General features: G+C 36.6%; 15 protein-coding genes and 1 tRNA gene. 8 read left to right on the top strand and 8 right to left on the bottom strand.

Features of this window, described 5'->3' with window-relative positions; genetic code table 11:
- Positions 1-17 precede the first annotated feature (17 nt).
- Positions 18-638 (bottom strand): thioredoxin family protein, encoded by a 621-nt coding sequence (locus tag AC6EIW_RS09575; RefSeq protein ID WP_498520406.1) that lies wholly within the window; start codon positions 636-638, stop codon positions 18-20.
- Between the two features lie 119 nt (positions 639-757).
- Between AC6EIW_RS09575 and fabI the strand changes: the two genes are divergently transcribed.
- The 3 genes from fabI to AC6EIW_RS09560 all read left to right on the top strand — a co-directional run bounded on the left by fabI (position 758) and on the right by AC6EIW_RS09560 (position 3765).
- On the top strand, positions 758-1540 hold the full coding sequence (gene fabI, locus AC6EIW_RS09570; RefSeq protein WP_498520405.1) for an enoyl-ACP reductase FabI: 783 nt from the start codon (positions 758-760) through the stop codon (positions 1538-1540).
- Positions 1541-1570: 30 nt separating this feature from the next.
- Entirely contained in the window at positions 1571-2182 is a 612-nt protein-coding gene (hisB, locus tag AC6EIW_RS09565; protein ID WP_498520404.1) for an imidazoleglycerol-phosphate dehydratase HisB, read from the top strand.
- An 89-nt stretch (positions 2183-2271) separates the two neighbouring features.
- A complete protein-coding gene (locus AC6EIW_RS09560) occupies positions 2272-3765 on the top strand; it encodes a carotenoid oxygenase family protein (protein ID WP_498520403.1) in 1494 nt (497 codons plus the stop codon).
- Positions 3766-3801: 36 nt separating this feature from the next.
- Here the strand turns inward: AC6EIW_RS09560 and rdgB are convergent, their stop codons facing one another.
- Positions 3802-4380, bottom strand: coding sequence for an RdgB/HAM1 family non-canonical purine NTP pyrophosphatase (gene rdgB, locus AC6EIW_RS09555; RefSeq protein ID WP_498520402.1), 579 nt, complete (start codon positions 4378-4380; stop codon positions 3802-3804).
- Positions 4373-5833, bottom strand: coding sequence for a phosphoglucomutase/phosphomannomutase family protein (locus tag AC6EIW_RS09550; protein WP_498520401.1), 1461 nt, complete (start codon positions 5831-5833; stop codon positions 4373-4375). The genes rdgB and AC6EIW_RS09550 overlap by 8 nt, the downstream gene beginning before the upstream one ends.
- A gap of 51 nt (positions 5834-5884) precedes the next feature.
- On the opposite strand from AC6EIW_RS09550, the gene AC6EIW_RS09545 reads away from it, so the two are divergent.
- Positions 5885-7339: a TM0106 family RecB-like putative nuclease gene (locus AC6EIW_RS09545; protein ID WP_498520400.1), complete on the top strand. Its 1455-nt coding sequence runs from the start codon at positions 5885-5887 to the stop codon at positions 7337-7339.
- Positions 7340-7354: 15 nt separating this feature from the next.
- Here the strand turns inward: AC6EIW_RS09545 and ygfZ are convergent, their stop codons facing one another.
- Both ygfZ and pyrE read right to left on the bottom strand, forming a co-directional pair.
- Positions 7355-8203, bottom strand: coding sequence for a CAF17-like 4Fe-4S cluster assembly/insertion protein YgfZ (gene ygfZ, locus AC6EIW_RS09540; RefSeq protein ID WP_498520399.1), 849 nt, complete (start codon positions 8201-8203; stop codon positions 7355-7357).
- A complete protein-coding gene (gene pyrE, locus AC6EIW_RS09535; protein WP_498520398.1) occupies positions 8203-8781 on the bottom strand; it encodes an orotate phosphoribosyltransferase in 579 nt (192 codons plus the stop codon). The genes ygfZ and pyrE overlap by 1 nt, the downstream gene beginning before the upstream one ends.
- 109 nt (positions 8782-8890) lie before the next feature.
- Between pyrE and AC6EIW_RS09530 the strand changes: the two genes are divergently transcribed.
- From AC6EIW_RS09530 to AC6EIW_RS09520, 3 genes are all read left to right on the top strand, one after another.
- Positions 8891-8963, top strand: a tRNA-Ile gene (locus AC6EIW_RS09530).
- A gap of 13 nt (positions 8964-8976) precedes the next feature.
- A complete protein-coding gene (locus AC6EIW_RS09525; protein WP_498520397.1) occupies positions 8977-10245 on the top strand; it encodes a hemolysin family protein in 1269 nt (422 codons plus the stop codon).
- A gap of 20 nt (positions 10246-10265) precedes the next feature.
- On the top strand, positions 10266-11288 hold the full coding sequence (locus AC6EIW_RS09520; protein ID WP_498520396.1) for a Gfo/Idh/MocA family oxidoreductase: 1023 nt from the start codon (positions 10266-10268) through the stop codon (positions 11286-11288).
- Between the two features lie 133 nt (positions 11289-11421).
- Here AC6EIW_RS09520 and AC6EIW_RS09515 read toward each other — a convergent pair whose 3' ends face one another.
- Positions 11422-11565: a photosystem II reaction center protein K gene (locus tag AC6EIW_RS09515; protein WP_269604438.1), complete on the bottom strand. Its 144-nt coding sequence runs from the start codon at positions 11563-11565 to the stop codon at positions 11422-11424.
- Between the two features lie 34 nt (positions 11566-11599).
- Positions 11600-12730 carry a tRNA guanosine(34) transglycosylase Tgt gene (gene tgt / locus AC6EIW_RS09510; RefSeq protein WP_498520395.1) on the bottom strand — a complete coding sequence of 377 codons (1131 nt, stop codon included), beginning with the start codon at positions 12728-12730 and terminating at the stop codon, positions 11600-11602.
- Between the two features lie 132 nt (positions 12731-12862).
- On the opposite strand from tgt, the gene AC6EIW_RS09505 reads away from it, so the two are divergent.
- Positions 12863-13585 (top strand): adenosylcobinamide-GDP ribazoletransferase, encoded by a 723-nt coding sequence (locus AC6EIW_RS09505; RefSeq protein WP_498520394.1) that lies wholly within the window; start codon positions 12863-12865, stop codon positions 13583-13585.
- Here AC6EIW_RS09505 and AC6EIW_RS09500 read toward each other — a convergent pair.
- A complete protein-coding gene (locus AC6EIW_RS09500; protein ID WP_498520393.1) occupies positions 13566-14678 on the bottom strand; it encodes a sensor histidine kinase in 1113 nt (370 codons plus the stop codon). The two genes, AC6EIW_RS09505 and AC6EIW_RS09500, sit on opposite strands and share 20 nt — an antisense overlap.
- Between the last annotated feature and the right edge of the window lie 203 nt (positions 14679-14881).

Here is a 14881-nt window from a genome sequence, read left to right as displayed (position 1 = left end):
AAAAGAAACTCATTAATTCATCCAAACCACTCAGGCTCCATACCAGGATGCCATTTGATGTTGCAACCAATAGAGGGTTTTTGATGAGATGAAATATCTTCTCCCTTTAGTAATGATCTGAGTGCTAGACGAATATCATCACCAGAAACAGGTATTTCATTGCCGGGACGACTTTCATCCATTTGTCCCCTGTATCTCAATGTTGAGCCTCCATCAGAAGAAGGCCAAAAAATATAAAAATCAGGAGTACATGCGGCTTTAAGCGCCTTTGCTAATTTTTGATCAGAATCGAATAAATAAGGGAACTTCCATCCCAGTTGATTAGCTTGAGAAGCAAGGAATTCTGGCGCGTCTTGAGGGTGTGTTTTCAAGCTATTGCTAGAAATAGCCAAAAATTGAACGTCATCACCAAAAGAATTGAATAACTTTGTGATTCCACTTTCTACATGTTTAACAAATGGACAATGAGCGCATATGACCATCAAAAACAAGGGTCTTTTTGTTAATTCAAAACTACTGATACGATTAAGACCATTTAAAGAATCATCCGGAGCCAGGTTCACGCCTGAAACCACATCTAACTCAAAAGCAGGCAACTGAGTTCCTAATGGAAGCATTGTTGAAGCTGTTCGAACCATGATGCTTATACTTTTGGGGGTGAAAGGATTACAGAACTTTTAACTATATATTCATTTAACTATGAGTCTTAGCCCTAAATAGGGGACAATTAGTAATACTAACCAAATGAGTCCGAAAGATGCTTCTCGATCTTAGTGGCAAAAAAATCCTTGTTACCGGAATAGCAAACAACAGATCAATTGCCTGGGGCATTGCACAACAGTTAAAAGCAGCTGGAGCTGAACTAGGAGTTACATACTTGCCCGATGAAAAAGGTAGATTTGAAGCAAAAGTAAAAGAGCTTACGTCTCCTTTAAATCCAAGCCTGTTTTTGCCACTCAATGTGCAAAACTCTTCTCAAATTGAGGAAGTTTTTGAAGCCATTAAAAATCAATGGGGACAAATTGATGGATTAGTTCATTGTCTAGCGTTTGCAGGGAAAGAAGAATTAGTAGGTAATTACAGTGCGACTTCTTCAGAGGGATTCTCCAGAGCCCTAGAAATTAGCGCTTACTCACTTGCCCCACTATGTAAATATGCAAAACCTCTATTCAGTAAAGGTGCAGGCGTAGTCACTTTGACATATTTAGGAGCAGAAAGAGCGATTCCCAATTACAACGTAATGGGAGTTGCCAAAGCAGCTTTGGAGGCATCCGTTAGATATCTTTCTGAAGAGCTTGGTCCTGAAAATCAGGTTCGAGTAAATGCTATTAGTGCTGGGCCAATAAGAACTTTAGCGAGTTCAGCTATAGGAGGAATTCTAGACATGATTCATAACGTCGAAGAAAAAGCTCCCCTCAGAAGAACCGTTACTCAAATCGAGGTAGGTAACACAGCTGCTTTCTTGCTTAGCGATCTTTCGAGTGGTATATCAGGACAAACTGTTTATGTTGACGCAGGTTATTGCATAAATGGAATGTAATTCCAAGCCAACTCAAATTGCTAATCAAATATGAAAAAAACTAGAGCAGGAGAGATTAGTAGGAAGACTAAGGAAACTGACGTTTTTGTGAAGATTGATCTTGATGGTTCTGGGAAATGCAGTGCAAATACCGGGATTGGTTTTCTAGACCATATGATCCAACAATTATCTAGTCATGGATTATTTGATATTGAAGTAAGAGCTAATGGAGATACTCACATAGACGATCATCACAGCAATGAAGATGTGGGGATTGCTATTGGACAAGCTTTGTCAAAAGCATTAGGTGATCGAGTCGGAATAAAGCGCTTTGGTCATTTTTTAGCTCCACTTGATGAAGCTCTTATTCAGGTTGTGGTTGATTGTTCCGGTCGGCCACATTTAAGTTTTAATTTAGATATTCCTTCTCAAAAAGTCGGCACTTACGATACTGAGTTGGTTAACGAATTTTTCGGTGCTGTTGTTAGTAATGCTGGCTTAACTCTCCACATCAAACAACTCGCGGGAAATAATACTCACCACATAATTGAGGCTACTTTTAAATCTTTTGCAAGAGCTCTTCGGATGGCTACTGAGATTGACCCGAGAAGATCAAGTCAAATTCCAAGCAGTAAAGGAGTTCTTGAACAGGCTGGTCAATAGAAACTCCCTATTTTAATAAATCATTTTGACCTTTAGCTCGCAAAAGTAAGAAGTTTAAGCGAAAATTAAGTCTCAATCCAAGCAAAATAGTGGCAGTTAGTTATTTAAAAAGAGAATCATCACCACAGCAAACAAGCTTCAACAAAGAAGATTGGTCAAGTGCATATTGCAATGTTGAAAAAGAATTAGATCAGGCTGAACTCAAACTGGTAAAAGGATCTATTCCTGAGCAAATTTCTGGTACCTTTTATCGAAATGGGCCAGGCAGATTAGAAAGAGGCGGGAGATGGGTCCATCATCCATTTGATGGAGATGGCATGATTGCCGCCTTCAAATTTGAAAATGGGAAAATAAGCCTGACAAATCGTTTTATTCGTACAAAGGAATGGACAGAAGAAGAAAAATCCCAGAAATTTCTATATAGAGGTGTATTTGGAACTCAAAAAGAAGGCGGGGTGTTAGCTAATGCTTTTGATGTAAGGCTAAAAAATATTGCTAATACTCACGTAGTAAAACTTGGAGATAATTTACTAGCTTTATGGGAAGCCTCAAGTCCATATTCACTTAATCCAAATACACTGGAGACCAATGGTATATCTGATTTAAATGGAGTTTTAAAAAAAGGTGAGGCATTTAGTGCTCATCCTCGATTTGACCCTGGCCATCATAAAAGTCAAAGAATGGTCACTTTTGGGGTATCTACAGGTCCTAAAAGCACAATTAGATTGATGGAATTTTCCACAGAGGGAGAAAATATTGGCTCTCTTTTAAGTGATAGAAAAGATTCATTTAATGGATTTGCGTTCTTGCATGATTTTGCTATAACTCCAAACTGGGCAATATTTCTGCAAAATGCTATTAGTTTTAATCCTCTCCCGTTCCTACTTGGACAAAAAGGAGCCGCACAATGTTTAGCTTCCAAACCCGATGGAACCCCAAAATTTTTACTAATTCCAAGGGACTCTGGCAAATTTGCTGGTCAACCTCCAAAATCTGTTAATGCCCCTAAGGGTTTTGTTTTTCATCATCTAAATGCGTGGGAAGACAATGAAAAAATTAATATTGAAAGTATTTTTTATGATGATTTTCCTAGCATTGGACCCGAGGATAATTTTAGAGAAATTGATTTTGATCTTTTACCAGAAGGAATTTTGAAAAGAAGTGCAATCAATCCAATAGAAAATACATTTACCTGTTCAACCATAAGCAATCAATGTTGTGAATTTGCAATGGTCAATCCTAATTTTGAAGGACGAAAGGCTCGCTTTAGTTGGATGGCAACTGCCGAGCAAAAGGAAGGTAATGGACCACTCCAAGCTATAAAAAAAATTGATTTAATAGACAATAAAGAAATTAGTTGGAGTGCTGCTCCAAGGGGTTTTGTAAGTGAGCCAATATTTATTCCTTCCAAAGAATCAAAATCAGAAGAAGACAATGGATGGGTAATTGTATTGGTTTGGAATAGCATCAGATCTGGAACTGATTTAATAATTCTTGATTCTAAAGATCTTACTGAAAAAGCTATTCTTGAGGTTCCTATTTCAATCCCCCATGGATTACACGGAAGCTGGGTTGAAAACTAGTAAGAAAAAGATTTTGACAACACTAAATCTACTTTTTTAATTTAATAGCTTTTTCAATTCTGGTATGAGCAATTTGAATGCATTCCCCCTATGACCAATGTGCTTCTTTTTTTCGTGATCCATTTCCGCATAAGTCTCACCTAAACCAGAAACTTCAAAAATCGGATCATATCCAAAACCATTTTTCCCTTTCGGGGAAAGAGTTATTAAACCTTCGCAAAAGCCTGAGACTTCTATCAACGCTTTACCCCCACTAGCTATACATAATGCACATTCAAATTTAGCTTTTCTATTTTGAAAAGGTTTAAGCTCTGCTAGTAGTTTTTCAATTCTTTCCTCATCTGAATTTGCGTACCTTGAAGAATAAATACCTGGAGCCCCTCCAAGAGACTCAACACTTAACCCAGAGTCGTCAGCAAGAGACAAATTACCTGTTGCCTGACTAACAGCAATCGCCTTGATTCTTGCATTTTCCAAAAATGTACTTCCTGTTTCCTCAATTTGAAATCCAACAGGTTGAGTCATTAAACTAAATGGAAAATCGTCCAAAAGTTTTTTAAATTCTGCGATTTTACCTTGATTGCCGCTTGCAATTACTAGAGGGAGCTTATCCAAAACTATTGTCTAAAAGTTGCTTTGCATAGTACAAAGTTGAAGTCACTTCTGTGCTGGATGGAGCTTCACAATAAATTCTTAAAAGAGGCTCTGTTCCAGAGAAGCGGAACATAAGCCAATGACTTTTATCAAGTACAAGTTTTATTCCATCAGTTGAAATAACCTCTAAAACTGATTTATGACCTATTGAAGATGGAGTTTTCTGTTTCAAAAAATTTTCCAAGTTCCTTCTCATTTCCATATCTTTGAGAGTTAAATCAATACGTTCAAAATGACTCTCGCCAAAACGAGCATGAAGAGAATCAATTTTCTCACCCAAGCATTTACTTTCAGCAACCATTGACTCCATCAAAAGCAAAGCAGTAAAAAGAGCATCACGTTCTGGCAAATGATGTCCAAATCCAACCCCCCCTGACTCCTCTCCACCAATAAGAACTTCTCTCGAAAGCATTTCTTCAGCAATATATTTAAATCCAACTGGCTTCTCGAGCACTTCTCTCCCCAAATCCTCCGCAACAAATCGCATCAAGTCAGAGCCACTTACAGTTTTAACGACACAACCTGCCATATTTTTGAATCTTGCTAGGTGATCTATCAGAACAGGCATTAACAACTGTGTATTGCAATATCTACCTTTTTCATCTATCGCCGCAATTCGATCTCCATCTCCATCAAAAACTATACCCATGGACAACTTACCCTCTCTACACGAGTCCTTAACTTCTTTTATTAATTCAGATAAATAAGCTTTCATAGGTTCTGGTGGATGCCCGCCAAAACAAGGATCTCTGTTTGTTCTCAATTCATAAATAAGCTCATCACCATCAGAACCAAATAATTCAGACATGCAGCCCGAGGCAGATCCGTGCATTGGATCAACAAATATTTTCACACCCAGTTTTCTCAAGCCATTAGCAATCAAAGGCATGTCAAATTTCTGACTAATCCCCAATAGATGTTGTTTTCGAAAATCAATTCTCTCTGTTGCGTCTTCAATTGGAATTGATATCCCTCCAGCATCTAATCTTTTTTGAACGGAGTCGGTGAAAGAGCTATCAACTGAGCCTCCAAAAGGACCTTTTATTTTCAAACCCAACCATTCGCATGGGTTATGACTTGCTGTAATCACAAGTGCACCAAGTGCATTTTCTTCAACTATTCCCCAACTACAAGAGGGAGTTGGCAGGGCAGAGCAAGACAACAAAGGTACTAAATCTACTCCTCTAACTGCAGATGCAACCGCCTCAGCTAGCTCCTCTGCGAGGAAACGTCGGTCATAACCAATTATTATTTTATTATTTTTTTTCTCTTTCACATAAGCAAGCTCTTGAGCTGCTGCTGCTGAAACTTTGAGTAATCTTTCCAAAGTAAAATCAACGCCTAATATTCCCCTCCATCCATCTGTTCCGAAAGAAATGCTCTCTTGAGCGAGATTCAACTTTTTCTTTTTCATCTTTATGTTGGCAAACTTTGTTCTTAAAGAAATTCAGATTAACCTCTAAGTATGAAATGTAATAAATCCAAACCAATTAATGATCACCTTTTAAGGAATTGGATTCGATGCAGAAGAAAAGCGTGGCTCGAAATTTATGGTGATAGAAAAAAAAAGTTGTGGACCGCTCACAGCACACTTCAATTAAATCATCAAATCGACTGCTTTCATAATCTCTCACAAAAAAGTCATGGGATAGGAATTCAAGCTTGCAAAGAGGGGAAAAATATCGCCTATGGAGTCAGACTTAAATATCCGTTTATTAAAAATAGAATTATCAAAGGAAACTTACCGATTCTAAAGAAGACATCAGGAGAAAGTATTTGGGGTGATTTTTCTTACCAACCTGTTTTAGCTAGACAAGGTAAAAAAATCACGCGAGAGCATAGATTAATATTTGCAATGCAAGGTTTATTAATTAATAATTTACAGAAATTTCAAGTCAAAAAAGGATTAATCTTACACAAAGATAATAACATTATCAAGGTCGAGAAGATAAGATTAAGTGAAAATATGAATAAAGAATTAATCGATTCATTATTAAATCTAGAGAAAGATATCGAATCAAAAACTCCTCCACCAATAACTTCTAATAGAAAAAAATGTACAATATGCTCTTGGAGAAAAGATTGTGATGCAATATCAAGCAAAGAAGGAAGTCTTAGTGAAGTTAGCGGAATTGGAGCAAAAAGAGAACTTTTATTAAACAAAATTGGTATCAAAAATATAGAGGATTTAGCAAGAGTTAAGCATTATAAACTAAAGGAAAAGCTTGAAAGATTTGGCACGCAACATGGTGATATTTCGAAACAAATTATTCTACAATCGCAATCTAAAATAAGAAACAAGGCAATCAAACTAAATCCTGAAATAACACTCAGTAATTTAAAGAAAGCAAAAGGTTTATATATTTATGATATAGAGTCTGACCCAGATATTAAACATGACTTTTTGCATGGATTTATTCGATTGCCAAAAAAAATTAACAACGAAATCAGCTTTGAAAAAACTAAATATTCACCATTACTTAATCTTGAAAAAACCAATGAAAGTTTTCTCTGGAAAAGAATAAATAAAAAGTTAAGTCTTAATAAAGACTATCCCATTATTCATTATGGTGAAACAGAAAAAATAGCTTTACTAAAGCTTGCATTAAGTCAAGGCACAAGTCCTAAAGAAATTGAAATATTAAAAAAAAGATTTATTGATATACATTTATTAGTTAGAAAATTCTGGTGCCTTCCAGTAAGAAACTATGGGCTTAAATCAATCGCAGAACTCATAGGATTCCAATGGGAGCAATCCAATACTGATGGAGCTAGAGCTCTTTTATGGTGGAGGCAATGGAAACAATCGCGTAAACAACATAGTAATTACTCTAAAAATCTAAATTCAATATTTAAATATAATCGTGATGATTGCATTGCTACTTTAATGATTGCGAAGTGGTTAATAGATCATGATTGAGAATATCGAAATAGATCAAAAAGGATTAGTAAAAGAGATTGTTTTTTTTATAATTATAGAATCACCATTCTCAGAAAAACAAACATCCTTATCAATAAAATTATTTTTGATTAAAGCAAGACCATTAAAGAAGTTATCATCAACCCTAACTGAAGAAGTAACAACTCCTATATTTTTTTTTAATCCTTCATCTTTATTAGTGCTAAAAAACTTTTTACCAATATCAAACTCATTAGATTCTCCATAAGCTTCCCAATAACGTAGTTGATATTTTAGAAATTTAGACCTAAACACTCTTGCCATTGCCTCTTGACCTAGATAGCAGCCTTTATCAAGATTTATAGTATCTGCTAATCCTAATTCATAAGGATTTGTTTCTCCATTGATCTCTCTATCAAAGCTAGGTATTCCTTGTCTTATTTTCCAATTTTCCAATTCTTGTTTAGTAGCTTTTGTAGCGTTGGTTATTTCTCCTAGAATTAAGTCATTATCATCAATCCATCTAAAATTTGATTCCTTCCATGATTTATTATTATTTATTTCTTGTCTTCTTCTGATTGGATCTATAACTTCTAACTTCACTTTATCGGCTGGAAATATAACTGATTCAAATCCATCTCTTATAGAATTAACTTCACCACTAATAATAAGTATCTCAGCCATATTATTTGAAAGTCGAATTTCCAATACAGCTTTTAAAGATCCTTTAGTTGATAGCCAACAACTCATGAATATTTGGTCTAATTCTTTCTTTGCAAAAACATCTGCAGTCGTTTGACCATGCAGAAAAGCAAAAGCACCCTCCCCTTTAAGAAGTAATGCAGGGAATTTTTCGTCCCAAATCAATGATTTAGTTTCTGTCATTACAAGCTTTTAGCTCTTCCAACAATCTCTTTTAAAAAGAAAAGACTTTTTAAATCTAAATCAGCTTTGGCCATGGCATCTGCACCACCTTCTTCTCTATCGACTATTGCTAATACTTGCTTAACAAAATAACCTTGATTTCTAAGTTGTTCAACAGCTTTTAAAGAAGAACCACCAGTAGTCACAACATCCTCTAGGACAGTAATCAGAGAACCCTTTGGAGGCAAAGGGCCTTCAAGCCATGCGCCAGTCCCATGTCCTTTGGCTTCTTTCCTTACTATTAAACCGCTTAACTCAATGCCTGATTGGGCTGCCAACATCACAACGCCACTGACAAGAGGATCCGCGCCCAAAGTCAATCCAGCTACGCCACTATTACCTTGATTTATTTGTTTGAGGAATAGTGAACTTATCGACAAGAGACCTAGACCAGAGAGAGAGACCGGCTTGCAATTGACATAATGAGAACTTTTTTTCCCGGAAGCCAAAGAAAAATCTCCAAACCTGTAAGCTTTTTGAGCCAATAAAGTTAAAAGAGTTTCTCTTTCGCCATCTAATGAAGGATTCAATGGGGTCATATCTTTATATGCAAGTTTAATTATTAAACATCTTGGTGGGATTAGATATATATTTACTTTAGGCAAACAAATTAACTATTATCAAAAAAAGTTTTTGTTCTGCTTTTTTGGGGGTGTAGCAATCTGGTGAATGCAGCGAACTCATAATTCGCCTTAGGCGAGTTCGATCCTCGCCACCCCCATAGAAATTTATTGATGAGTTTATTACTTCTTTTTATATTGCTTGTAATACCTGCATTTTTTAATGCAGGTCAATTTGCAATTTTGCGCCTTCGTTCAACCAAGGTTCAAAGACTCATAGATGATGGGCTACCCGGATCCAACTCCATAATTCGTCTGCAGAAAAGGCTTAGAAGAACCCTATTAATAGCAGAGTTAGGAATAACTATTTCATTAATTTCAATTGGTTGGATCTGTAAAAATTTAGCATCTCAATGGTGGGGAAATAATGCTTCAACTAACTATTTTTTAGATCTTGGACTTTTTATTACTGTTGTACTTTTGGCAACTCTCATATCAGGTCTTCTTCCAAAAGCACTTGTTCTTAATCAGCCAGAGAATTCTGCTCTAAAATTATCACCTTTAATTGAAGCAGCAATAAAATGGATGTCTCCATTCCTTTCTTTGCTAGAGGGACTTGCTTTACTAATTCTTAGATTGTTCAGACTCAATACTCAATCAGAAAGTCTTACAACAGCTGCATTCTCTGCAGGAGAATTAGAAAAATTAATTGAAACTGGGGGCGTAACAGGATTAAAACCTGACGAAAGAAACATACTTGAAGGTGTATTTGCTTTAAGAGACACCCAAGTCAGAGAGGTAATGGTTCCTAGGTCAGGAATGGTTACTCTTCCTAAAGATGTTTCCTTCACACAAATGATGGAAGAAGTTCATAAAACTCGTCATGCAAGATACTTAGTAATTGATGATTCACTCGATAATGTGCTTGGAGTTTTAGATTTGAGGCAACTTGCTGATCCAATAGCCAAAGGGGAAATGCAAGCGAACTCTTCTTTAAAGCCTTATATAAAACCAGTTATTCGTGTTTTAGAAACTTCTACTTTGGCCGAATTACTCCCCCTAATAAAAAATGGGAACCCACTCCTATTGGTAGTTGATGAATATGGAGGAACTGAAGGATTAATAACATCAGCAGACTTAACAGGTGAAATCGTTGGTGATGAAATTCAATTTGATAATAAAGAATCTGAGCTAAAACCTATTGATGACTCGAAAAAAATCTGGATTACTTCTGGTGAAATAGAAGTAATAGAAATAAATAGAGAGCTTAAATTAGAATTACCAGAAGCGGATGATCATTACACTCTTGCAGGATTTGTTTTAGAAAAGCTCCAAGAAATTCCCAACTCAGGTGAGACGTTCATTCATAATGAAGTTGTATTTGAAATTATCTCCATGAAAGGTCCAAGAATAAACAAAGTAAAAATTATCCTTCCTAAATAATAATTAATTAGAAAGTAAGCATGAAAAAACTTCCCAATATAAACGAAAATATTATTCCTGTAAAAGTTGGGGTAATTGGCATTGGAAATATGGGTTGGCACCATGCGAGAGTGCTTAGTCTTTTAAAAGATGCTGAGTTAGTAGGAGTTGCAGATTTAGACGAAGAAAGAGGGAAGCTAGCTATGGAACAATTTAATTGTAATTGGTATAAAAATTACAAGGACTTATTACATAAAGTAGAGGCTGTATGTGTTGCTGTACCTACGTTATTTCACCATGAAGTAGGTCTAGAATGCCTAAACTCTGGCAAACACGTGTTAATTGAAAAACCGATAGCAGCCAATAAAGAAGAAGCGTCATCATTGATTAATGCATCAAACAATGCAAAAAAGTTATTACAAGTTGGCCACATAGAGAGATTTAATCCAGCTTTTAGAGAATTAACAAAAGTAGTTGCTAATGAGGAGGTTGTAGTTCTTGAAGCCAGAAGGCATAGCCCTCATCCCGAAAGAGCAAATGATGTTTCAGTCGTCTTGGACTTAATGATTCACGATATTGATTTAGTTATTGAACTTGCAAATTCAAAAGTGATTAGGCTGGCTGCAGTTGGAGGATGTAGTGAAGATGGACCAATGGATTACGTTAACGCTACACTCGGATTTCAAAATGGGGTGATTGCAAGTCTGACTGCAAGCAAAATGAGTCACAAGAAAATCAGAAGCTTGAGCGCTCATTGCAAACAAAGTCTTATAGAAACAGATTTCCTAAACCACAATATTCACATACACAGAAAGGCCCATGAATGGTACTCAGCTGATCATGGAGAATTACTTTATAGAAACGATGGTTTCATTGAAGAAGTTAGTACAACATCAATTGAGCCATTGTATGCAGAACTGGAGCATTTCTTACAATGTGTTAGAGGTAAAGAGAAACCTGCCGTCGGGGGGCTTCAAGCCTCTAGAGCACTGCATCTGGCTGATTTAATCGAAAAAGCAGTTTCAATGCCAAGTGAAGACATTCAGCTAGAAGAAGGAATTTAAATTAGCCAGATGAAATATTCAAAAAAAAAATAAAACCTTTGCCCGATGTTTTACTTCGAACAAAAGTTTTATTTTGTTAAGAACCTTGAATTGATTACTTAAATTTCAAGAAATCAGAAGAAAAACTTCTTTGTTAACGAAAGCCAACTGCCGCTTGCCAAACAAAAACAAGCAGAAAGAAGAAAAGAGGTATTAGCGGAAGTACATCCACTGTTGGTGCAAAAGCCTGGTAAGCAACAGGAAGTTCAGCTAGTAAGTCGAGATTAATCAGTGCCATCCCTAAGAAATAATGGACGTATTAAGCACGCACGCTACCACGTATGACGCGCTTTAGAGTCACTCTGCCACGGAGCGAAATCCTCTGAAAAACAACCATCAATAATTGCTTGCCTCATAGCACCTGTAAAACGGATCAAATGCGTGAGATTGTGCACGCTCAAAAGTGTAAGACCAAGTAATTCTTTGTTGCGAATTAAATGATGAATGTATGCCCTTGTATATCCACTACAAGCTTCACAATTGCATGATGAATCCAATGGTCTGAAATCATCTTTAAAACGAGAATTTCTTAAATTCAATGTATCCCCATCAACTAATGCGCTCCCATGCCTCCCCAAGCGAGTGGGAATGACACAATCAAACAGATCCACACCATTAGCTACTGCTACGGCCATTTCCCTCAAGGTTCCAATTCCCATTAAATATCTAGGTCGATCAAGAGGTAACAAAAGACAGGTTTCTCGTACAATTTTGTGTATTTGATTTATTGGTTCACCTACACTTACTCCTCCAATAGCAATTCCTGGCAAATCGAACTCTGAAACAATTTTCGCACTCAATTCCCTCAAATGAGTGAAACATCCACCTTGAACTATACCAAATACTGCTTGATCATCTTTGGTATGAGCATCGAGACATCTCTCCAACCAGTGATGAGTCCTCTTACAAGCCTCCTCAACGTCTGATTCACTAGAAGGATATGGAGGGCATTGATCAAAAGCCATGGCCACATCAGAGCCTAGAGCCATTTGTATTTGAATAGCTTTTTCAGGAGTCAAAAAAATATGTTTACCATCTCTGGGACTTTGAAATGAAACCCCATGATCATCAATTTTATTCAACTTTGCCAAACTAAATACTTGAAAACCTCCTGAGTCAGTAAGTATTGGCTTGCTCCAACTCATGAATTTATGTAGTCCACCTGCATCTTGAACAATCTTTTCTCCAGGCTGCAGATGGAGATGAAAAGTATTTGCAAGAATCATCTCTGCTCCTGTCATCTTTAGCTGCTCAGATGAGACGCCCTTTACTGTTCCCAAAGTCCCTACTGGCATAAATCTAGGAGTATTTACAATTCCGTTTGGAGTTTTAAAAGAACAAACACGTGCCAATGTCTTTTTACATCTGCTTTTTATTTGAAAATCAAAGAAGGGCTTTTTCAATTATTCCTAAATAATCAATACTTAAATTAGTTATATAACTAATTTAGAACGTAAGAAACAGTTGAGGTTGTAATTCTGATTTTTAAGAACTGGCTAGGTGACCTTGCAGGTGCATGGGTTTTTTACACAATTTTGCCTCAATGCCCAATAGTTAAGCCAAGCTTCAAAAGAATTACTCGTTTTGCCCCTTTAATAGGAGTTTTCATTGGCTTTTTACAATCACTTTCTTGGCTTTTATTGAATCACCTTAATTGGCCGATTACTTCTATCGCCTTGGTATCTATCGCAATTAGCATCGTCATCACTGGTGGCCTTCATATGGACGGTCTAATGGATACAGCTGATGGGATTGGAGCAGGTCCATCAAAGAGAATTGAGGCAATGAAAGATAGCAGAGTAGGGGCAATAGGTGTACAAAGTTTAGTTATCATTTTGATCCTTCAAATAGCTGCAATAATCAAACTTGGATTTTATGCTCCCTTTGCCTTCCCTTTAGCTGCCTTTTGGGGAAGACTCTCACAGATTTTTGCAATTGAAAACTATCAATACATTTCTAATAAAGAATCCAAGTCCATGCATCATGAACACTGGAAAGGCCTATCTAAAGAAATAAAACCATCAGTAATTGTAGTTTTTACGGGTATAATGTTTTTTCTTACTTTAACTAACTTAAACATATCTAATATTTTTTTATTGATATATTGCATATTTTCGGGTTTAATTTCTTCCGTATCAATACCAAGCTTAATAAATAAATATTTAGGAGGTCATTGTGGAGACAGCTTTGGAGCAAGTTTAGTGATAACAGAGACAACTAATTTACTATTATTAAGTATTATTTTGGTTCCAAATTAAATACAAAAGCGTTCCCTGATTCAGGTAAAGAGTTTTTAAATTTCTTCGGATTAACAAATAATTTCAAATCTCCACCTAATTGGAGGGCCAAATCTCTAGCAAGAGCAAGACCTATTCCACTTCCTGACATTTTCGAACCACTTGCACCCCTAAAACCTTTCTCAAAAATCTTCTCTCTTTCTTCTTCAATTATTGGGATGCCCTCATCCCAAATGCATATTCCCCCATCAGCTACTTCAATACCTATGGATGATTTAGGAGGGCTATAACGAAATGCATTTTCCAGAAGGTTCGCGACTATTTCGGCAATGACCCCTTCTGAAATTGATCTTGATTCCATCCACTCTGGCCACTCTGAAGGACTAAACCAATCTCTTCCTTGCAGATTTGCTCTTGCCTTTGCTCTCTCTATCAATGGCTCTATCAAGCTTTTTACACTTATCAAAGTCTCAGTTGGCAAGAGCGGAGGCAAAAGTAATCTGTTTGATCCATCATCAGCTTGAGGTAATTTGACTTGACTTAGCTGATCAAGCGCAGAGAGGTATTTATTAACTTGCGCTTGCTCAGTCATAAGGCCTTTTACAAGATTCTCATGTTCACTTTCAGGTCCTATTTTTCTCAAAAGCAGTTTTGCATAAGTCCCCAGGGCAGCCAATGGATTCCTGAGTTGATGAACCATTAAAGATATCTGTTCCTTTTGATCATCTAATTGATCTAATAACCTTTTTCTCTCAAGCTCAGATGCAAGAGCGTTAGCCAATAAAATTGACATAGATTGCATTCGCTGATCTAAAGACTCGGGCCATTCTTCAACAGAATCAATTCTCTCAGCACGAATAACGCCTAACAATATCGAACCTTCTTGCAACGGGTACCATCTCCTATTAGATGAAGGTGTTCGAAGGGCAGTGTCAGTTTCTACTGGCTGTAAAACTTTTTCAGACTTCGGCCACTGTCCAACAACCTCTAATGTTGGGGATCCACTGTCTCCAGATCTTGCTACATAAACAACAACATGCTCAAGCTCCGGATCAGCTTGATAGTTCATCAACTGATGTTGAACAAAATTTAAAAACCTTTCTGAATACTGCATTGAGCTCATTTTGCAATCTTAGACAAAGGAAACGAAGTACTCAAAAACTTGAAAAATTTGAAAAAAGTATTAAGATGTTAATAAAGATTTTAGATCAATTGTAAGGAGGCTATCTCAAATCTAATTCAAAAGTGAGCACTTTGAGTGACTTTGAGGCTATTGCAGAGATTGATGGGTAACCTCTGTAGTCAACTTTTGTTAAT

It is taken from the genome of Prochlorococcus sp. MIT2308, from assembly GCF_059772345.1.
The sequence above is the reverse complement of the archived record's forward strand: the minus strand, read 5'-3'. Positions and strand labels throughout refer to the sequence as shown.